Origin of the sequence: Streptomyces sp. LBL (assembly GCF_029893585.1) — a bacterium.
GTDB lineage: Bacteria > Actinomycetota > Actinomycetes > Streptomycetales > Streptomycetaceae > Streptomyces.
The window spans coordinates 381893-402215 of sequence record NZ_JARXYX010000001.1; the positions used below are offsets into that span (position 1 = coordinate 381893).

Sequence of the window (20323 nt, forward strand, 5' to 3'; positions counted from 1 at the left end):
TCAGCCCGTCCCTGCCTGCTGCTGGACCTGCTCCAGGGCACTCTCACCGGACTCCTGACCGTTGAACGCCTGAACCCCGTACTGGGCAAGCAGCTTGGTCACCTGATCCCAGTTGTTCGTGGTCTTGAAGGGGGTGGCCGACTTGTTGGCCGCGTCGATGACCTCCTGGGCCCCGGGGAACGCGTTCTTGTACCACTGGTCCTGGACGGCCGTACGCGCCGGGAAGGCCCGCCCCTCCGCTCCCAGTTCGCCCAGCACCTTGGCACTGGTCATCGTCCGGATCGCCTGGAACGCCTGGTCCGGGTACTTGCACGACGAGGAGATCCCGAACCCGGACCCGGCCGAGAACGTCTTCGTCCCGTCCGGCCCGGCGGGGATGGTCGCCAGACCCACGCCGAACTTGGCCTGGCCCTTCAGCGAGAGGACCGACCAGGGACCGTTGACCGACATCGCCGCGTTCCCGTTGAGGAACTGTGTGTCGGGAAAGGTGTTGTCCACGCCGGGGACCTTCGGCGCCACCCGCTCCTTGGCGGACAGACCGCTGTACCAGTCGAAGGCGGTGCCCATGGTCTTGCCGGTGAGCGCCAGCTTGCCGTCCTCGCCGACCGGCTCGGCCCCTGTCCGGGACAGCAGCATCGGGAACATGTAGAGATCCACCGGGTACGCCACGAACCCGTACTTGCCGTTGCGCGTGAGCTTCTTGGCCGCGGCCTCGAACTCGGCCATGCTCCATCCGACCTTCGGCTCGGGTATGCCGGCGGCCTTGAACATGTCCTTGTTGTACGTGACCACCAGCGAGCCGAAGTCGTACGGGAGTGCGTACTGTTTCCCGCCGGAGGCCAGCCCTTCGATGATCGACTGGTTGAAAGATCCGATGTCTAGCTTGTTCTTGGCGATGAGATCTCCCAGCGGGAGCATCCCGTCGGTGTAGCCGCCCGTGCGCAGGCTCTGCATGGAGACGATGCAGGGTGCGCTGCCCCCGGCCAGCCGGGTCCCGAGCTTGGTGAAGTAGTCGGTGAAGGGGGAGGTGTCCAGCTTGATCCTGATCTTCGGGTTCTCCGCGTGGACCTCGTCGGCCACCTTCTGCCAGGCGTTGCGGTCTTCGGTGCCGGAGGCCCACATCGACCAGGTGAGCGTGACCGCCCCGTTGGCCTCCTGACTTCCGCCCGAGTTCTGGTCCCCGCTTCCGCAGGCGACGCCCGCCCCGATGATCACTGCGGTGAGCCCCGTGGCCAGGGCTCTTGTCGTCCGTGTCGTGCCTGTCCCGCTGCTTCTTGACCTCTTGCCCATCGCTGCTCCAGTCAATAAACTCAGGGCCGAGTTAATTAGCGCGAAACGTAGGCTCGCCATGTGACCCTGTCAAGGGATGGGACCAAAAGACACCCGATGAATCCGCGCCGTACCTCTGAGCAACCCGCCACCCGCCCGCCCCGCCGATCCACCGGCCGCCCCGCCGAGCGCGGTGACATCACCCGTGTCGAGATCCTGGCGCTGCTCTCCATGGCCGGGCCGCTGGACCGCAGGCAGATCGCCAAGTGGCTCCAGTTGGGCGTGGGCACCGTGCACGAACACACCCGACGTCTCCTGGCGGTCGGCTACCTCCAGGCCCTCGAACCACAGTCCGGAACTGTCGGCCGCCCCCGCATTCCCCTGCGGATCGTTCCCGAAGCCGCCGCCACCCTCGGCATCCGTATCGCCACCGACCATGTGGTGGCCGTGGTGGTCGGCCTGGACGGCCGCATGGAGGTCTCCGACGTCCATTTCTTCGACCCCGCCCTCGCCGCGGACCCGATCGCCCAGCTCCTCGCCGTCATCCGCGGCTACCTGGACGACCCCGCTCTGCGCCCGCGCATCACGGCCGTCGGGGTGGCCACACCCGACACGGTCGACCCGGACACCGGCTACCTCCACTTCGCCCCCCGCTTCGGCTGGACCGACTTCCCCCTCGGCCGACTTCTGCGCGACCAGCTCCCGGTCCCGGTACTCGTCGACAACGACCTGATCGCCAGCGCCACCGCCGAACTTCTCTACGGAGCCGGCCGCGAGTACGACGACTTCCTCGTCCTGGCCCTCGGGGACGGAGTCGGCCTCGGCGCGGTACTCGACCGCACAGTGCACCGGGGGCCGGGCGGACTCTCCAGCGAGTTCGGCCACACCCCCGTCCGCGACACGGGAGTGCTGTGCGGCTGCGGCGGTCGCGGCTGCCTGGAGACCTTCACCAGCGACCAGGGCATCCTGCGCGAAGCGCGCTCCCGCGCTCTCGCCACCGAGGACACGGACATCGCGGAGATCCGCACCCGGGCGATCGCGGGAGACCCCGGCCTCCTGGAACTTCTCGCCGACATCGGCGTGATCCTCGGCCACGCCCTGGCTGGAGTCGTCAACCTCCTCGGGACACCGGCCATCGCCGTCATCGGCGAGAACCACGCCCTCTGGCCCGGTCTGGAACCCGGCTTCCTCGACGCCATGCGTACCAGTCCGATCGCCGCGGCGCACCGGGTGAAGATCGTCGTACGCCCCTGGCACGACAGCCAACACGCCCGCGGCGCGGCGACGCTGGCCCTCGGAGTACCGGGCACCCTCACCCGCGAATGAGAACGACAGCGACGGACGACAGCGACGACGGCCGGGCGAAGTCGCTCAGGAGGCCGTCATCGTGTCGCCCAGCACGCGGCGGCCGAGCCGGCCGGGGTCGATGCCGTCGCCGACCGCCGCGACGCGGCCGGCCCACTCGTGTCCCGGCCGCATCGGACAGGAGGAGTGCCCCTGGTGGAGATGGGCCATCGCGCCGGTGAAGAACTCCTGCAGGCCGACACCGGCGCCGACCTCGACTTCCTCGTCGGCTCCAGCGGCTCCGAGGTGAGCCGCGAGTCGCACTGACCGCGACGCGCCCGGCAATGCCCGGGCGGCGTGCTCAGCAAAGTGCCCCGGTGTGCTCGGAGCGCGCGTCGGGCTCCTCGCCGCCGCCCGCAGGCGCGCTGTCCCTGGCGCCGTACCGGAGCAACAGCCAGAGCCCGGATGCCGCATGGGAGACGTGGACGCACACCTGCCACCCGTCCGGTGCCGCGCCGGGAGAGCGGATCTGGAAGAAGTCGTCGAGTGTCATCTCGCCCCGTGCGGCGAGCAGTTCCGGCAGTGCGACGGTCCGCGCCGCCGACTTCACACCGCGCACCGTTCTTCCCTCCGGCATGGGGCCCATCGTGAATCCGTGTGAATCCGTGTCCGCGTACCCATTGACCCATCCCGTTCACCCACCTAACCTCCATCTGCATACGTAGATGACGTCTGTGTACAGGAATGAGAGTCATGACAGGTATCAGCGCGGAGGTCGCGGGGGTCGTCCAGCGACTCCGTGAGGGAATGGTGAGCGGGGTGCTGTCCTTCCCCCTCACCAGCTTCGGGGACGACGGCGGCCTCGACCTGGACGCCTACCGGGCCTATCTGGCCGACCAGTTGGCCGTCACACCCGGCGCGGTGTTCCCGGCCTGCGGGACCGGAGAGTTCTTCTCACTGGACGAGGACGAGTACCGGGCGGTCGTGCGGACCACGGTCGAGGTCGCCGACGGACGGTTGCCGGTCGTCGCGGGCATCGGCTACGGCTGGGCGCAGGCGCTGCGGTTCGCCCGTATCGCGGAGGAGGCCGGCGCGGACGCCGCACTGGTACTGCCCCACTACCTGGTCGCGGCCCCGCAGGACGGTCTGGTGGAGCAACTGCGCCGGATCGCCGCCGGCACCCGGCTGCCTCTCATCGCTTACCAGCGCGGCCAGGTCGCCTTCACCGCCGACGGACTGCGCCGGATCGCGCGCATCCCCACCGTCGTCGGCCTGAAGGACGGCCACAGCGACCTCGACCGGCTGCAGCGCCTCACGCTCGCCGCTCCGGAGGGCTTCCTGTTCTTCAACGGAGCCTCCACCGCCGAGATCCAGGCCCGCGCCTACGCCACCGTCGGCGTACCCGCCTACTCCTCCGCCGTCCACGCCTTCGCCCCCGAGATCGCGAACGCCTTCTTCGCCGCGCTGCGCGACGGGGACGACGCGGGTGTGACCACGCTCCTGCGCGAGTTCTACGTCCCGCTGGTCGAACTGCGCGACCGGGTGCCCGGCTACGCCGTCTCCCTGGTCAAGGCCGCCGCCCGGCTGCGCGGCCGCGCCGTCGGCCCGGTGCGCGCCCCGCTCACCGACCCCGGCCCGACCGACCTCGCCGACCTGGAGAAGGTCCTGGACCACGGCCTGAGCCTGGTCGGCGTCGGACGACGACCCGTTTGACGTAACCGGGCACCCCGCGCACCCGCCCGGCGAACCTGCCGGCGCTCGGTGTCCGCCCGATGACCCGCGGCCCGGGTCCGGAGCGGCTCGGGTCCGGAGCGGCCTGGGCCCGGGGTGGTCCGAAGCGGTCGTACGCCCCCTCGCACCGCCATACGTCAGCGCCCCACCGCTCCTCCGGTGCGTGTGGCCGACCACGCCGTACACCGGTCGGGCCATACACGGAGCCGACGGAGCCGCCCACAGCTCACTCAGCAGTTCAGCAGTTCAGCAATTCAGCAGCTCAAAAGTCCAACAGTTCAAAGGGGAACTGCCTTGCCTCTCCTCGTAGTGGGAATCAGCGTTCTGGTTCTGCTTCTCCTCATGACCAGACTGAGACTCAACGGCTTCGCCGCCCTCCTGCTGGTGGCCGCCGGCGTCGCACTGGTCCGGGGAATACCGGTGGCGACCATCCCGGACGTCCTGTCCGAAGGCATCGGGGACCAGATCGGCGACACCATGCTCACCATCGGCCTCGGCGCCATGGTCGGCCGCGTCATGGGGGACTCCGGTGCGGCACAGCGGATAGCCGGCAAGCTCCTGGACGCTTTCGGCCCGCGCTGGGTCCAGGTCGCCATGGTGGTCACGGCCATGCTGATCGGCGTGACCATGTTCTACGAGGTCGCCTTCATCATCATTGTGCCCATCGCGTTCACCCTGGTCCGGGTCACCGGGTCGAAGCTGCTGTGGGTCGGCCTGCCGATGTCCATCGCCCTGTCCACCATGCACAGTTTCCTGCCGCCGCATCCCGGTCCCACCGCCGTGGCCGCGACCTTCCACGCCTCCGTCGGGCTGACTCTGTTCTACGGCCTGTTCATCGCCGTTCCCGCCGGTGCGCTCATCGCGCTGACCTGGCCGCGCCTTCCGTTCGTCCAGGCGATGAACCCGTCCATCCCCAAGGGACTGGTCAGTGAGCGCGAGTTCACCGACGAGGAGATGCCCGGACTGGGCTGGTCGCTGTTCGTGGCGCTCTTCCCTGTGGCGCTCATCGTGGTTGCCGCCGTGACCGACATGGCCACCTCCGCCGAGAGCCCGTTCCTGCACGTCGTCGCCTTCATCGGTTCGGCGCCGATCGCGCTGCTGCTGACCCTGTGCCTGGCGGTCTGGGCGTTCGGGCCGCGGATCGGCCGAAGCCTGGAGGACGTCGGCGCCTCCTGCGCCTCGGCGGCCCAGGCGATGGCGATGATCCTCCTGGTGATCGGCGCCGGCGGGGCCTTCAAGAACGTACTCGTCGAAGGCGGGATCTCCGACTACATCAAGGACGCCACGGACGGCTGGTCCGTCTCGCCGATCATCCTCGCCTGGCTCGTCGCCGTCATCCTTCGCATCGCGCTCGGCTCGGCGACGGTCGCCGTCGTCACGGCCTCCGGCGTGGTGCTGCCGCTCCTGGCGGGCAGCGGGGTGCACCCGGAGATGATGGTGCTCGCCGTCGCCTGCGGCTCCATCGCCTGTTCTCATGTCAACGACCCGGGATTCTGGCTGTTCAAGGAGTACTTCAACCTCTCCGTCGTCGAAGCGATCAAGGTCCGTACCAGCTATACGACAGTGCTCGCGGTCATCGGCCTGGGCGGCGTCCTGGTGTCCGAGTGGGCCCTCGACGTCCTGAGTCTCTGAACCGGAAAAGTCCCGGACCAGGGAGTCTCAGGACCTCAGGACCTCAGGACCTTGGGACTGCACGACCCCACCGCGGTGACCACCTCACCACCTCACCCCAGAAGGGCAGCCGATGAGTATCGGACAGCCGACCGTCACGGCGTTCTCCGTCTACCCGGTCGCCGGCCGGGACAGCATGGAACTGAACCTCTCCGGCGCGCACGGCCCCTACTTCACCCGCAACGTCGTGGTTCTCACCGATTCCGAGGGACGTACCGGGCTGGGGGAAGTGCCCGGCGGGGAGAAGATCACGCAGACGCTGCGTGACGCCGAGCCGCTGGTCGTAGGGGCGAAGGTGGGCGACTACAAACGCGTCCTGCGCGAGATCGGTGACCGGTTCGCCGACCGCGACACCGGCGGACGGGGCGCCCAGACCTTCGACCTGCGGACCACCGTCCACACGGTCACCGCCGTGGAGTCGGCGCTGCTCGACCTCCTCGGGCAGCACCTCGACGTACCCGTCGCCGCACTCCTGGGTGACGGCCAACAGCGGGACTCCGTACGGGTATTGGGTTACCTCTTCTACGTGGGTGACCCGGACCGTACCGACCTCGACTACGCCCGCGAACCCGACTCCCCGGTGGAGTGGTACCGGATCCGGCACGAGGAGGCCCTGTCGCCGCAGGCGATCGTCCGACAGGCCGAGGCGGCCTACGACCTCTACGGTTTCCGGGACTTCAAGCTCAAGGGAGGCGTACTGGAGGGCGCCGAGGAAGTCGCGGCCGTACGCGCCCTCAAGAGCCGCTTCCCCGAGGCCCGGATCACCCTCGACCCGAACGGCGCGTGGTCGCTGCGCGAGGCGGTCGAGCTGTGCCGGCCTCTGGTCGGCACGCTCGCCTACGCCGAGGACCCCTGCGGAGCGGAAGGCGGCTACTCCGGACGGGAGGTCCTCGCCGAGTTCCGTCGCGCCACCGGCCTTCCCACCGCAACGAACATGATCGCCACCGACTGGCGCGAGATGGCCCACGCCCTGGCCCTCCAGTCGGTCTCCATCCCGTTGGCCGACCCGCACTTCTGGACCATGCAGGGTTCGGTCCGCGTGGCGCAGTTGTGCAACGCTCTGGGCCTGACCTGGGGCTGCCACTCCAACAACCATTTCGACATCTCCCTGGCCATGGTGACCCACTGCGGCGCCGCGGCCCCGGGAGAGTACAACGCCCTGGACACCCACTGGATCTGGCAGGAAGGGCTGGAACGGCTCACCACCGCCCCACCGCGCATCGTCGATGGCGAGATCGCCGTCCCGGACAGCCCAGGGCTGGGCGTCCGCCTCGACATGGACCGGCTGCTCGCCGCCCACGACCTTTACCAGGAGAAGGCATTGGGGGCCCGCGACGACGCCGTCACCATGCAATACCTCGTCCCTGGCTGGGAGTTCGACGGCAAACGCCCCTGCCTGGTGCGGTAGACGACTGACACCAGCGATGAGGTCAGCCGACGCCCGCATTCCCGGCATCCCCCGGGTTTTCGCATCCTGCGAGTGGTCAAAGCCCGCACCGGCACAGGCCGGCTCGCTGGTTGCGGAGCGGCGGGTGAGCCTCGGGTCAGATCGTGGCGTCTGCCCTGTTCTGCCGAAGTGGGAAGCGGGCAGAACGGTCCTGCTCCCAGCGGTGGTGGTGCTCTCGTTGGGGACCCAGGTTCAGGTAGGCAGTGATCTGTTTTCCCCCGGCGTAGGGTGCGACGACGACTCTGCCGCTGACCGCGTGCACCAGGTGGAGACCGTGGCCGCCGACGCGGTGGCGGTCGCCCGTCTTCACCCTCGGTTCTTCGGTGGAGGTGTCCCATACGGTGATCGCCAGTGCTTCACAGGACAGCTGCAAGATCAACCCACAGGGGCCGGGAGCATGCCGGATGGCATTCGTCACCAGCTCACTGACGGCAAGTTCGGCGTCCACGGCGAGATGGGCCGGGACGGGTTTGCGTCCGGTACGCGGGGCATGGGCGAGTAGGGCACGCAGGGCTCGGCGCGCGTCGACAGCGCGGGCCGCGGTATGTGCCCACACCGTGCTGTAGCGCAGCCCGGAGTGGCCGTCTGTGCCCTGCCCATCTGCCGCCTGCTTCATAAGCGGGATGACCATGTCGGTTCTTTCGTTGTGCTCGCCGCTCTCGGGCGGATGCTGGACGTGCGTCTACCCAGGCGCCGACCGCGTACACCGAGGGAAGACAGCCCACTGTCATTCCGGTGTGCCGCGGCGGTGCTGTCCGACGGTGCCGAGAGCGGGCGATGGTCTTGCGGTCGCCCCGGGGGTTTGGCGGACCTGGCGTCCGGCGGCCTGCCTACGGAGCGGTGGTCCGCTGTGTCGGCTCAGTTTGGCAGCCCCCACGGCTTCGCGTCGCCGATGGCCGGCACGTCACGCGGATCCAGGTCCGGGTCGGTGCCGCGGGGGAGAACGACGGCTGTTTCGCCCCGGCCGAGCGGGATCTGGATACGGTGCGGCCCTGTCTCCCGGTATCGCAGCCGCCGCCCGCGCTCGTCCCGAACGTCGATGGCTCCGTCGATGCCGTGCTGCAGCACGAGCGGGGCGCCGGCCTCGCTGCGGACGCGCACCCATCGGGTCCGGCCGCCTGATCGGTCGGCGTCGATGAGGAACGCGCCCTGGGTACGCAGGCCCTGGATCGACAGGTCGGGCCAGCGGCGTGATACGGAGGGGAACACCCGTACGACGTCGCCGTGGCTCTGTACGGCCATGTCGAGGACCGACTGGGCCGCCGTCAGCGGGCTCTCGACGGCCAGGTTCCCGCCCTCCACGTACATGGTGTTCGGGGTCATCCACGCGTTCTTGATGACGTTTCCGTCGGTGAAGAAGGTGAGGTGGTCGAGCGCGTCCTCCGGCCGTTCCATCAGGGAGGCCATCGAGGACGCGGCGGCGTAGCTGTAACCGGCCCACAGGCTGCGGTCCTTGACCCAGTGGTCGAAGGTCGTCCGCATGGTGTCCCGGTCGGAGGCCCGGTCCCAGCTCAGCTCGTGCAGCGGGAAGAGCCACAGCATGTGCGAGAAGTGCCGGTGGGACTCGGTGAGCGGCTTGCCGGCGCCGATGTTGACACCGGTCGCGTCACGCGGGTAGTCCACCAGGCGTTGGAGGATCTCGCGCCAGCGGCCGGCGCGCGGATGGTCCGTACGGAGAAGGCGCAGGCAGTCGAGGAGGGTGGCGCAGCCCCAGCGGATCAGGGAGAGGTCGTAGGTGCAGTCGGTGGCGTCCGCCCACTCGGGCGACCGGGTCAGCGGCAGGTGCAGCTTTCCGTCGCCGCCCTCGTACAGGAAGTGGTCGTAGAAGTTCACCGCCTTGACGAGGATCGGGTAGAGGACGTCACGCACGATCGACAGATCCATGGTGTGGCGGTAGCTGAGCCAGATGTTGTGCATGGCCCAGATGAGATTGCCGTTGTTGTCGGTCTTGGTGGAGGTGCCGGGGATGCCGACGGTCTTGGCGCCGGGGCGCAGCATCCAGTCCGAGGGGTGGGCCAGGGCGTAGGTGTTGCCGTCCTGGTACTCCGGCGGGACGGAGAGCGGCAGGTACTTCTCGAAGTTCTTGAAGGTGGAGGTGACGGAGTCGAGTTCGGGGTGATGGGATCCCTGGATCAGCCAGGTGGCGATCTGTACGTTGAGGTTCCACCAGACGGCGCTCCAACTGCCGCCGGTCTCCGGGTACCACGGCCCCCACTCGGACATCGAAGGTCCGCCGGCCCGGGTGGCGCAGGCAGCTTTGTAGAGCTGGATCCAGTAGAAGTCCTGCATACGTTTGTCCGGCACCGACAACAGGCTGCGTCGGTAGAAGCGGTGCCACCAGCCGCGGTGGTCGCGCACCAGTTCGTCCGGATCCGCGGACAGTGTGCGGGCCACTTCGGCGACGGCCAGCTCCGTCGTGCGCGACAGGTCCTCGGGGAAGCGGTAGACGATGTGCGCGGCCAGCAGCCTGCCACTGCCGACACGCCGTTCACGCCAGGCGGTGGTCCACCCGCCGCCCGCGATCAGCGGCTGCTCGACGTAGTGAGTGGCGCCGGCGGTTCCGGTGCGGGGGTCGGGGTTGCCCGTGTAATCTGCGGGTTTGTCCTTTTCGCGGGGTGAAACGGCGGGCAGCCAGGTGAACGACCAGGCCGCGGACTCCTCGCCGGCGCTGGGCCGGGTGGAGATCAGCAGCGCGGTACGGGCGTTGTGCACCAGCATCGAGAAGGTGACGCTGCCCCGGGTGGTGGTGACGACGCCTCGCAGCTCGGCGTCCCAGATGTCCAGGGTCCAGTCGACACCGGTCACCTCGCCGGCGAGGGTGAGGTCGAAATGCCCTATGGGGAGCCGGGAAAATCCGTACGGAGCGCGCCACTGCGGTCGCTGGTCCTGCACCTGGCTGTGGCTGACCATGACTTTCACGGAGTTGGCCGTCGCACCTCGGTAGACCTGCACCCCGAGCAGACCGTTGCCGAGGAAGGGGCCGTCCTTCCAGTCGCCGGGCATCCGCCGCCACCGTAGGGCGGCAGCCCTGGCTATCCGTTCGTACGGGTCTTTCGCTCCTCCGGGTGACGCGGGTGCCGCCCAGGCGGTACCGGACCCGGCCGACCAGCCCCCGGCGGCGACCACGGCTGCCGTGCCGAGCGCACCTCTTCGAGAGATCCCGTTCCCTGCCGTCGCGGTCACGTAGGTGCCTCCCATTTCTGGTTGTGAACTTCCTGGCATAGTGCAGGGCTCTTGAGCGATAGGGGAAGACCTCCGACGTATCGGAAATCAGAGAGGCTGTATGAGCAGGTGAGCCATGGGAGTCGGCTCAACCCCCTGAAAAGAGGCCGTAAGTGGACCGATGTCTGTTGGGAAGTCGTGCGCCCGCGTGCCCGCGTGCCCGCGTGCCCGTGCGCCGTGCGGCGATGGGGGGCAACGCACCGCCGCATCATGTCGAGGTGGTCGCTTCCCATTCCTCACCGCTTGCCGTCGACGCGTCACGGTGAACTGGAAGCCGAAGAACGCGCCCAACGCCGCCACCAGCGCCAGCCCGGCGGCGACCGCCCTGCTCCAGCAACAGCCCGACTCGTACGTTTTCATCATGAACGGCGTCTCGAACTGGTTCGCTCAGATGGGCGTTCGACGGACGCCGGGACGGCCACCGTCTCCCAGACCGCTGTTGGGGCGTGCCACCGGGACGTGCTGCCCGGACGTGCGCTGCTCCGGCCGCGTCACTCGGCACTGCCTCACGGGATGGCCGGCCCGCTGATGTAGGTGCCGGTCCGGTCGTAGGGCCAGGCGTTGGCCTTGCAGCCGTGCAGTCCCTTGATCTGCTGCATCATCGCAGGAGCAAGCTTTGCTGAGCCGGAGCAGCCCTCGTGACCGTGTCCCAGACGATGTCCCACCTCATGGTTGATGATCAGGGCCCGGTAGTCGTGCAGGGAACCGTCGAACTGGGGAGATCCCAGCAGCCAGCGCTTGAGATTCACCACGACGGTGGACCCCACGGTGCAGTTGACCTCGCCGCGCGTGTCGAGACCTGCGGCTCCGCAGAGAGCGTCGACGGTTTCCGGCGCTGCCAGCTTCACCGTCAGCTCGGCAGGTTCCGACGCCACCAGTTGGAACGCCTGCCCGCTGGTGGTCCAGCCTCTTTTGTCGGCCAGGATGGCATTGATCTCCCGCGCGGTCTCCGACGGGGATACGTCAAGGGAGTTCTCGACCTGGACCCGGTACCTCATCGGCGTACCTGATCCCACCGGCTCCATGGCTTCGAGGGCAGTCGTGAACTGTCCGGAACCCGTCAGGGGTATCGAGGCGGAGGGCGACGGAGTGGAAGCCGGCTCCGGGGGCTTCCTGGGCTGCTGTTCCCTCGTGGCCGTGGGGGACGAGGAGGGATGGGCCGAGTCGGCGGAATCGGCTGTGTCCGAGGTGCGGCAACCGGCCAACGGGACGCATACCAACAGCGCGCCCGCGAGGAGCAGGAACCTACGGTGACGTCGTCCACGTCGTTTCATACGACAGTGCGTTGGGCGCGGCATGGTTCTCCTCGGGGCGTGCAGCCCGTGTGCGGTGTATTTCCTGCATTCCTAGAACGGATCAGGCTGGTACGCGGTTCAACCAATGGCCTGGCATCACGCCACCGGTCGAAGGGGCCGCAGCGCACTGTGACGCCCGCCCCGGGGCGGGCGCCGCGGCACGAGCTGGCTCGGGGCGCGTGGGAACTCGCCGGGACAGGAGGCGCATCGCCGCCTCGCGTCGTGCCTGCTTCGGATGCGCGAAGTCCTTCGGCCGCCAGAATCGACGAGCCCTGCGCGGCCGACGGCGACCCTACGCACCGCCCCCGCGCGGTGAACGAACCGCACCTTGTGCTCGACCCTTCCACGCAGCGTCAGTCGATGTCCGGGCCCACCCTCGGCCCGGCACGACTGCGCATGGCACCACCGACGAGCCGGTCACACATCGGAACAATCACAGCCAGGAGCGAGATGCGCCGACAGCTTCATTTTCAGCGCATGCACGCGGGCCGCCCGTAGGCGGATACGGCGCGTGAAAACGCGCCCCTGGAGAGACTACGGTCAGCTCGGGGGTGAGCTGCGCCGGGGGCAGCATCAACTCGGTGCGCCACTTCCACGGCTGCTACACGGTCGGCGACGACACCCTGTGGGGCGTCAACCACTACAGGAGGGCGCCGGGAACACTCTGGCCGCGCTGAAGTCCGGTCAGGCCGCCCGGTCCCACCGCACGTGCAGGGCGGGGGGTTTGCGGAAGACCAGGCCGTACGGGGCTGCGGGGTGGTCGGGGTCGAGGCGCAGGGCGGGGAGGCGTTCGAGCAGGCGTTGGAGTGCGATACGGGTTTCCAGGCGGGCGAGGTGCGCGGCGAGGCAGTGGTGCGGGCCGTGTGCGAAGGCCAGTTGGAGACGCGCGTTCTCGCGGCGGACGTCGAACAGGTCGGGGTCGGGGAAGACAGCCGGGTCGCGGTTGGCTCCCGTCAGGGAGACGGTGACGAGGTCACCGCGGTGGATCATGGCCGGGCCGAGGACGGTGTCACGGGTGGCGTAGCGGTCCACGACCGCCGCGCCGGGTTCGAGGCGCAGTGATTCCTCGATCGCGCCGTCCAGCAGATCGGCGTCGGCCCGGACAAGAGCGAGTTGGTCGGGATGCCGCAGCAGGTGCAGCAGCGCGTTGGTGATCATCGCCTCGGTTGTCTCGATGCCTCCGAACATCAGTACCGCGGCATTGGACGCCACCTCGGGCACCGTCAGCTGCCCGGCGGCCGAGACGAGGAGGGAGGAGGCGTTCCGGTCGGTGACGGTGGTCTCCACCGCGGTGCGCAGCTGCGTGTACGCCGCGACGCCCGCGGGTCCCGCCGCGTGGCCGACGGTGATGTCCGAGACCGACTGCACGATGGAGTCGTACCAGGCGAGCACGGTGTCCCCGGTGGTGCCGACCAGCCCCAGCGCCTCGGTCACGACCGCGACCGCGAGGGGTCCGGCGAAGGCACGTCGCAGTTCGGCGGCGCCCGTCGGCTGCAGCGTGGTGATGAGCCGGTCGGTGTCCCGCTCGATGAACGCGGCGAAACCGTCACGCACGGCCCGGGGGCGGAAGGGAGCGGTGAAGGGCTCGCGATGCCGGGTGTGGTGGTCGCCGTCGAGGGACAGCATGCTGGGGCCGACGACCTGCGCGGTGGAGAACCGGGGGTCGTCGACGGTGAAGGTCTCGGCGTCCCGCATCACGCCCAGCGCAAGATCACGACGGGTCACCAGCCAGCCGCCAAGCTCGGGAAGCCAGGACACCGGCTCCTGCGCACGGAGCAGTGCCAGCCTCGGATGCGGATCCCGCGCGAGTTCGGCGAGCGTGGTCGTGGCACCGAGCGGGCAGGAGTCGACGACGCTCACAGTGCGCCTTGGCCTGGCAGGGAGGATCCGTTCACGCTGCTGAGGCTAACAAATCGCTCCGAAGGTGACGAGGCTGAAAGATCTGCGATGAGGCCGGTCAAGGCAGCGACGCTCGTGAGCATGTATGTACAGCCGGCCACCGCCGTGGCGGGCTCGGAGTACGTTTGGTCGCGCAGTTCGCGGCCTGTTGCCATGGCCGCGTTGACGGTCGCCGGCAGCGAAGACATCGCCTGGAGCACTCTGGGTCGACGGAGTGGGCTGGGGCCGCTGCGCCGTCGAACGGTTTCCGAACGGTACTGGCGCCCGCGTCCCGCCTCCGCACGCGAAGTGTCCGCCGTTCCGGTCGGCGGTGGGGCGCGCGCTCAGGTTCGGTCCCGTGCGATGAGGGCGTGTCAGGCTGCCATCGCGTCGCGGACCTTGGCGGTGTCCACGAACTGTTCGAAGCGGACGATGCGGCCGCCGCGTACGACGAAGTGGTGGGCGACGCGTACGTCGATGTTCTTGCCGGTGGCCTTGTTGGCGGCGGTGTAGCGGGCCAGCACCACGACGTTCTCGCCGTCGACGACGTAGGTGTCGTCGTGGGCGGTCCAGTTGTCCCACTCCTTGCCCAACTGCTCCATCACGTTGGCGGTGACGCCATCGGGGGTGCGGTAGGTGCCGGCCAGCGGGAACCCCGCCATCTCGGTCCATTCCACATCGTCGGCCAGCGTGGCCCGCAGGGCCTCGAGATCGCCGTGGGCCGAGGCGAGGTACTGGCGCCGCACCACGTCGGCGGGAGCGGTGGAGGTTTCGAAGCCGGACGTCTCGTTCATGATGATGGCCTTTCTGAGGACCGTCAGGACGGGTCGGTGACGGCGGTGGAGGGGCACAGGCGGAAGGTGGAGGGTCGCCTGGCGCCCGTGAAGCGCCTCAGCAGCAGGTGGATACCTGCCCCAAGGATGCTGCCGAGGACAGGCGCGATCAGATGGACAGCCAGTGGTCGAGGGTGGGCCGATGGGCGGCCGGTGCCGGACAGCTGGTGGGAACCGCCGGTGGGAACCGCCGGTACGGGCCGCTGGAGGGGTTGGTCAGCCCCAGGTCATTTCGCCCTTGGCGACCTTGGCGCCGAGCTGGCGGCGATGAGCATCCCGGATTCCGGGTAGCGGGCGACCAGCGCCTTGGTCAGCGCCTCGCCGGTGTCGGCCCTGTCCAGTTCGGCCTCGAACGCGGTGAGGTAGTCGCGGGTGTAGGCGATCGGGCTCGCGTCGACTGTGGTCGTCGGCAGCCGGTGGCCGGGGACGGCGAAGGCGGGGTCCAGGGCAGTCATCTCGTCGAGCAGCTCGGCCCATACGGCGCGGGACTCGGGCGTGGCGGTGTCGGCGACCCAGACGTGCTCGTTCTGGAAGAGCAGGACACCGGCGACGATCGCCCGGTGCTCGGCCTGCCACAGGTAGTGCCGGTCGGGCAGACCCGGGTGGCCGCCCTTGAGCTGGAACACGTGACCCTCGAAGGTGATGTCACCGGTCAGTTCAGCCAGTTCGACCAGCCGGGTCGGACGGTTGACACCGACGGCCTCCCACGCCTTGAGCTTGCTCTCGTACGCGGCTGCGATGTGCTCGATGACCAGCGGGGTGGCGACGATGTCGGCCTCGGGGAAGGCGTCGGCGATCACTTCCGCGCCCCAGTAGAAGTCGGGGTCGGCGTGGCTGATGAAGACCTTGGTCAGCGTCTTGCCGGAGTCGAGGATCTCGGCGACCAGGCGGTGGCCGTCGGCACGGGTGAACCCGGCATCGATCAGGAACGCCTGCTCCTCACCGGTGATCAGGGTGGCGGTCTTGTTCTTGGCGCCGACGGGAAAGTCCAGGTCGAGGACCTTGAAGTCGAGAGTGCTCATGGTGATTCCTTCTGGGGATGCGGGGCAAACAGGGTGGGGGCGAGGAGAAGTTGATCAGGATGCGGCCCAGAGGGTGTGCAGCCGCTGGTCGATCTGGTCGGCGGTGGCATGGCCGACGGCCAAGGGCGTGGTGCGGTCGCCCTCGACGGCGAGCAGGGTGGGGAAGCTGTCCACGCCCAGGCCTGCCGCTCGTGTGAAGTCGTCCTTCGCGGCGACGGTCGGACCTGGCGCGGTGAATGCGTCGAGGACGGCCTCCGAGTCCAGGCCGGCACTGTCGGCGACGGCCCGGTAGGTGGCCGGGTCGGACAGGCTCAGGCCGTCCCCGTAGAACGCATGCTGTAGCACGGCGGCCAGGTCCAGGATGCGGTCGGGCGCGGCCTGCCGCAACGCAGCTACCCCCCCGTGCGGCGGCCTCGGAGTCCATCACGAAGGAGCCGTCCTCGATCAGCCGCGTGTAACCGGCCCCGAAGCTGACACCGGTCAGTTCGCTGATCTTGGCGTTGGCGCCCTGGACGTTGCCGAACTCCCGGATCGGTACCCGCCGCGGGCCGACGAACAGGCCTCCGGACACCACGTCCACGCCCAGGTCCGGGTGACGGCGGAGGAGCTCGGCCAGCGTCGGCGCGAAACCGTACGACCAGCCGCAGTAGGCATCGAAGATGTAGACGAGCTTCATGAAGCTGCGCCTCCCAGTTGTGGAACCCGCCTTCCGCGGGTCTTTCACCTGACACAACAGTATCTGACTTGTCAGTCATTCCCAACGGTGAAGCTCGTTGCTTCTTCCTGGGCGGCGTGAGCGTCGCAATCCACGTAGCAGGTGTCGACGGCATCGAACCTGGCGTGCGTGGTCGACAGTCCGCCTCCGGTGGCCGGTCAGGGCATGCGGGGGCCTGGGCCTCCTCGCGATCCTCGACCCGTTGCCCGCAGAACAGTGGAAGCAGTTCACCGGCGACCTGCGGACGGTCAGCATGGCGTGGCCCGCATCGACCGCGCCGGAACCGCCGTACGGGCGGAGCTCGCCCCTGCCGGAATCCGCGCCACCAACGCGCGTTCGCGACCTCGGCGACACCGCCGGCATCGAGCTGGACACGGCCGCCCTCCCGGCGACCGCTGCTCTGCCCGGTCCGGCCCACGCCGCAGCAGCGGCCGAAGCCGACCGCATCAGTGGCACCGGCAAGGCCGCCTCCTTCAGGGTGCGGGGCTCGGAGTACGGCCTGCCCGCAGCCCGCGGGGGTGGTCGAGAGCGCGACTTCGGTACCGGCGACGTGCCGTGGCTGAGCACCCGCACCGGGGCGCTCGCGCAGACCAGCAAGACAGTGGCCGCACTTGGCGCGCGCCAGCTGAGGTGATGAAGTCACCAAGTGTGATCTGGGGTGACGCCGCCGCCACGATTCGACCACCCCGCAGGTCCGCGGCCGTCTGCGCGGCGCCGTACGCACTCTCGCGGATCTCGATCTGTCCCCCGATGAACTCCTCACCCACCTGGATGACCAGATGGACCGCTTCCTCGACGAGCGCGGCGACGAAGGGTCCCTGGTGACAGGGGCGAACTGCCTGTACGTGGTGTACGACCCGGTGTCGCGCCGCTGCCGCATGGCGCGCGCCGGTCATCTGCCGCCGGCGGTGGTGTCGATGGACGGCGGTGTCGACTTCATCGACCTGCCCGGCGGTCCGCTACCGGGAGTTGGCGGTGTCGTATTCGAAGAGTGCGAGATCACACTGAGCGACGGGGACCTCCTGGTCCTCTACACCGACGGACTGCTGGAGTCTCCCGCACAGGATCTCGACACCGGGCTGCGCCGCATGCGCGACACCCTCTCCCGCACTCTCCCGTCGGTCACACCGCAGGAGGTGTGCGACACGTTGATCCGCGAACTGCTCCCGCCGGGCCGCCAGGACGACGTGGCCGTCCTGGCGGCCCGGATGAGCGGCCTGGACATGGACTGTCATGTCACCTGGGATATCATGGCGCAGGACGACATGGTCGGCCAGGCACGGGAGCTGACGGCACGACAGTTGGCTTGCTGGGGGCTGGAGGAGGAGTCCTTCACCACTGAGCTGATCGTCAGCGAGCTGGTGACGAACGCGATGCGCCATGGCGGCGAGCCGATCACGCTCCGCCTGATCCGGGACGACAACCTGATCTGCGAGGTGTCGGACAGCAGCAGTACCTCCCCCCACGTGAGGAGGGCCCAGGACACGGACGAGGGCGGACGCGGTCTCTACCTCGTTACGCAACTCACCCGGAACTAGATCCGTCGGCAGAATCGGGCGAGGGAGTCGAGGACTTCCTCAGATGTCCTGGACCGGATGAAGGCCCGCCGCCCCGCCGGCGCAGGGCGATGTGCGCGGTAGGGAGCCCGTGGCGCAGCGGGCCGCGGCGGGTGCTGAGGTACTCGTCCAGGGCAGACCTAGCGGGTGAGCAGGCAGGCCACTGTGGTCACTCCGCCGGCGCAGGCAAGGAGAGCGCAGGCGCATACGGCGTGGCGTCTGAGCAGATCGCCTCGGAGGGCGGCGTAACGGTCCTCGTACTCCTGTCGGAGCTGGGCGGCGCGCTCGGTGGTGGTCAGCAGCATCTGGCCGGTGAGGTCGATGCGCCGACGCACGTAGTGGCGCGTGAGGTCTTCGGCCTGGGCGCTGGTCAGCCAGGGCATCCGGGCGCAGAGGTGCTCGGCTTCCCGGTGCGCCTGCTGGTGGTGGGTGTGGGCGAGGAGGTAGCCCTCGATCGTGTCGGTCGGCACACTGTCGCCCGTGCCCCGCGGCGCCTGCTGGCTGCCGTGTCTCACCGTGGCTCGCCCTTGTGGCTGTCGGGGTCCACCGCGTCGCGCCTGCCGACGTTCTCGCCCAGTTCGATTTCCGCCAGTTCCGGGTGGTGGAGGTCGAAGGCGGGGGATTCGGAGCGGATGCGCGGCAGGGTGACGAAGTTGTGGCGGGGCGGCGGGCAGGAGGTGGCCCACTCCAGGGAGCGGCCGTAACCCCAGGGGTCGTCGACCTCGACCCGTCGGCCGAATGTGGCGGTCTTCCAGACGTTGTAGAGGAAGGGGAGGGTGGACAGGCCGAGGAGGAAGGCACCGATGGAGGAGACGGTGTTGAGCGCGGTGAAGCCGTCCGCGGCGAGGTAGTCGGCGTATCGGCGGGGCATGCCTTCGGCGCCGAGCCAGTGCTGGACGAGGAAAGTGGTGTGGAAGCCGACGAAGAGCGTCCAGAAGTGGATCTTCTCGAGTCGGTGGTCGAGCATGGTGCCGGTCATCTTCGGCCACCAGAAGCTGAATCCGCCGAACATGGCGAAGACGATCGTGCCGAAGAGGACGTAGTGGAAGTGCGCGACCACGAAGTAGGTGTCGGTGACCTGCCAGTCCAGGGGCGGGGAGCCGAGGATCACGCCGGTCAGGCCGCCGAAGAGAAAGGTGACGAGGAAGCCGGCCGCCCACAGCATCGGCGGCTCGAAGGACAGCGAGCCCTTCCACATGGTGCCGATCCAGTTGAAGAACTTCACCCCGGTGGGGACGGCGATGAGGTAGGTCATGAAGGAGAAGAACGGCAGCAGGACCGCCCCGGTGGCGAACATGTGGTGGGCCCAGACGGTGACCGACAGGCCGGCGATGGAGATGGTGGCGCCGATCAGTCCCATGTAGCCGAAGATCGGCTTGCGGGCGAAGACGGGGATGATCTCGGTGATCACACCGAAGAAGGGCAGCGCGAGGATGTAGACCTCGGGATGGCCGAAGAACCAGAAAAGGTGCTGCCACAGGAGCGCCCCGCCGTTCTGCGCGTCGAAGATCTGCGCGCCGAACTTCCGGTCCGCCTCCAGCGCGAACAGGGCGGCCGCCAGGACGGGAAACGCGAACAGGACCAGCACCGAGGTCAGCAGCACGTTCCAGGTGAAGATCGGCATCCGGAACATGGTCATGCCGGGGGCGCGCATGCAGATGATGGTGGTGACGAAGTTGACCGCACCGAGGATCGTGCCGAAACCGGTCAGTGCCAGTCCCATGATCCACAGGTCGCCGCCCACGTAACCGCTCCGGATGGGACCGCTCAGCGGCGCGTAGGCGGTCCAGCCGAAGTCGGCGGCGCCCTGCGGGGTGAGCAAGCTGCTGAGCACGATCAGCCCACCGAAGGCGAACAGCCAGTACGAGAACATGTTCAGCCGGGGGAAGGCGACGTCCGGGGAGCCGATCTGCAGCGGCATGACCGCGTTGGCGAACCCGGCGAACGTCGGCGTCGCGAACAGCAGCAGCATGATCGTGCCGTGCAGTGTGAACGCCTGGTTGTACTGCTCGGGGGAGAGGAGCTGCAGTCCCGGTCGGGCCAGCTCCGCCCTGATCGCCATTGCCAGCGCCCCGCCGATCAGGAAGAAGCAGAACGAGGTGATCAGGTAGAGGTGTCCGATCTTCTTGTGATCGGTCGTCGTCGCCCAGGCGATGATCACCTGGCCCCGACTGCGGCGCTCGGCCGCCGGAACCGGCGCAACGGGTTCGGTCTGAGTCGCCATCAGAGTCCTCAATCGGCAACATGCACGGACGAGTACGACGGGGAAGCGGACGGTGGAGCCGCGCCCTGACCGGTCTTGGTGCCAGGCGGTGCGTCACCAGCCCAGCGGAAAGTAGCCCTGCCGATCGGGACCGTGCCCTGTGGCAGGCCGTTTCTGAGCCGAATGGCGGCATGGTC

15 protein-coding genes and 4 pseudogenes are annotated in these 20323 nt (G+C 68.7%); 7 read left to right on the top strand and 12 right to left on the bottom strand.

Annotated elements, in window-relative coordinates:
* Positions 1–1290: a sugar ABC transporter substrate-binding protein gene (locus tag M2271_RS01705; RefSeq protein WP_280885228.1), complete on the bottom strand. Its 1290-nt coding sequence runs from the start codon at positions 1288–1290 to the stop codon at positions 1–3.
* 96 nt (positions 1291–1386) lie between these two features.
* Between M2271_RS01705 and M2271_RS01710 the strand changes: the two genes are divergently transcribed.
* Positions 1387–2595 carry an ROK family transcriptional regulator gene (locus tag M2271_RS01710; protein WP_280885229.1) on the top strand — a complete coding sequence of 403 codons (1209 nt, stop codon included), beginning with the start codon at positions 1387–1389 and terminating at the stop codon, positions 2593–2595.
* A gap of 57 nt (positions 2596–2652) precedes the next feature.
* On the opposite strand, the pseudogene M2271_RS01715 reads toward M2271_RS01710, so the two are convergent.
* Positions 2653–2802, bottom strand: a pseudogene (locus M2271_RS01715) (alcohol dehydrogenase catalytic domain-containing protein); the annotation flags it as partial.
* A 112-nt stretch (positions 2803–2914) separates the two neighbouring features.
* Complete coding sequence (locus M2271_RS01720; protein ID WP_280885230.1) at positions 2915–3190, bottom strand: hypothetical protein; 276 nt, start codon at positions 3188–3190, stop codon at positions 2915–2917.
* A gap of 116 nt (positions 3191–3306) precedes the next feature.
* On the opposite strand from M2271_RS01720, the gene M2271_RS01725 reads away from it, so the two are divergent.
* The 3 genes from M2271_RS01725 to M2271_RS01735 all read left to right on the top strand — a co-directional run bounded on the left by M2271_RS01725 (position 3307) and on the right by M2271_RS01735 (position 7363).
* On the top strand, positions 3307–4266 hold the full coding sequence (locus M2271_RS01725; protein ID WP_280885231.1) for a 5-dehydro-4-deoxyglucarate dehydratase: 960 nt from the start codon (positions 3307–3309) through the stop codon (positions 4264–4266).
* 312 nt (positions 4267–4578) lie between these two features.
* Positions 4579–5916 (top strand): gluconate:H+ symporter, encoded by a 1338-nt coding sequence (locus tag M2271_RS01730; RefSeq protein ID WP_280885232.1) that lies wholly within the window; start codon positions 4579–4581, stop codon positions 5914–5916.
* Between the two features lie 118 nt (positions 5917–6034).
* Complete coding sequence (locus M2271_RS01735) at positions 6035–7363, top strand: enolase C-terminal domain-like protein (RefSeq protein ID WP_280885337.1); 1329 nt, start codon at positions 6035–6037, stop codon at positions 7361–7363.
* Positions 7364–7499: 136 nt separating this feature from the next.
* On the opposite strand, the gene M2271_RS01740 is transcribed toward M2271_RS01735, so the two are convergent.
* The 3 genes from M2271_RS01740 to M2271_RS01750 form a co-directional block, all read right to left on the bottom strand.
* A complete protein-coding gene (locus M2271_RS01740) occupies positions 7500–8033 on the bottom strand; it encodes an ATP-binding protein (protein ID WP_280885233.1) in 534 nt (177 codons plus the stop codon).
* A gap of 227 nt (positions 8034–8260) precedes the next feature.
* The gene (locus M2271_RS01745; protein ID WP_348539135.1) at positions 8261–10585 is read right to left on the bottom strand and encodes a glycoside hydrolase family 95-like protein; all 2325 of its coding nucleotides are present in this window, start codon (positions 10583–10585) and stop codon (positions 8261–8263) included.
* A gap of 545 nt (positions 10586–11130) precedes the next feature.
* Positions 11131–11922, bottom strand: coding sequence for a DUF3152 domain-containing protein (locus tag M2271_RS01750; RefSeq protein WP_348539136.1), 792 nt, complete (start codon positions 11920–11922; stop codon positions 11131–11133).
* A gap of 578 nt (positions 11923–12500) precedes the next feature.
* On the opposite strand from M2271_RS01750, the pseudogene M2271_RS01755 reads away from it, so the two are divergent.
* A pseudogene (locus tag M2271_RS01755) lies at positions 12501–12601 on the top strand (IS630 family transposase); the annotation flags it as partial.
* A 2-nt stretch (positions 12602–12603) separates the two neighbouring features.
* Here M2271_RS01755 and M2271_RS01760 read toward each other — a convergent pair.
* The 4 genes and pseudogenes from M2271_RS01760 to M2271_RS01775 form a co-directional block, all read right to left on the bottom strand.
* Complete coding sequence (locus M2271_RS01760; RefSeq protein WP_280885236.1) at positions 12604–13779, bottom strand: cytochrome P450; 1176 nt, start codon at positions 13777–13779, stop codon at positions 12604–12606.
* Positions 13780–14171: 392 nt separating this feature from the next.
* Positions 14172–14591 (bottom strand): nuclear transport factor 2 family protein, encoded by a 420-nt coding sequence (locus M2271_RS01765; RefSeq protein ID WP_280885237.1) that lies wholly within the window; start codon positions 14589–14591, stop codon positions 14172–14174.
* A gap of 255 nt (positions 14592–14846) precedes the next feature.
* Positions 14847–15652 (bottom strand): annotated as a pseudogene (locus M2271_RS01770) (MBL fold metallo-hydrolase).
* A gap of 54 nt (positions 15653–15706) precedes the next feature.
* Positions 15707–16328 (bottom strand): annotated as a pseudogene (locus M2271_RS01775) (DsbA family protein).
* A gap of 241 nt (positions 16329–16569) precedes the next feature.
* Between M2271_RS01775 and M2271_RS01780 the strand changes: the two are divergent.
* Entirely contained in the window at positions 16570–17001 is a 432-nt protein-coding gene (locus M2271_RS01780; RefSeq protein ID WP_280885239.1) for a hypothetical protein, read from the top strand.
* Between the two features lie 70 nt (positions 17002–17071).
* Complete coding sequence (locus M2271_RS01785; protein ID WP_280885338.1) at positions 17072–17905, top strand: serine/threonine-protein phosphatase; 834 nt, start codon at positions 17072–17074, stop codon at positions 17903–17905.
* Between the two features lie 158 nt (positions 17906–18063).
* On the opposite strand, the gene M2271_RS01790 is transcribed toward M2271_RS01785, so the two are convergent.
* Positions 18064–18393, bottom strand: a complete 330-nt coding sequence (locus tag M2271_RS01790; protein ID WP_280885339.1) for a hypothetical protein — start codon at positions 18391–18393, stop codon at positions 18064–18066.
* A 41-nt stretch (positions 18394–18434) separates the two neighbouring features.
* Positions 18435–20147: a cytochrome c oxidase subunit I gene (gene ctaD / locus M2271_RS01795; protein ID WP_280885240.1), complete on the bottom strand. Its 1713-nt coding sequence runs from the start codon at positions 20145–20147 to the stop codon at positions 18435–18437.
* Between the last annotated feature and the right edge of the window lie 176 nt (positions 20148–20323).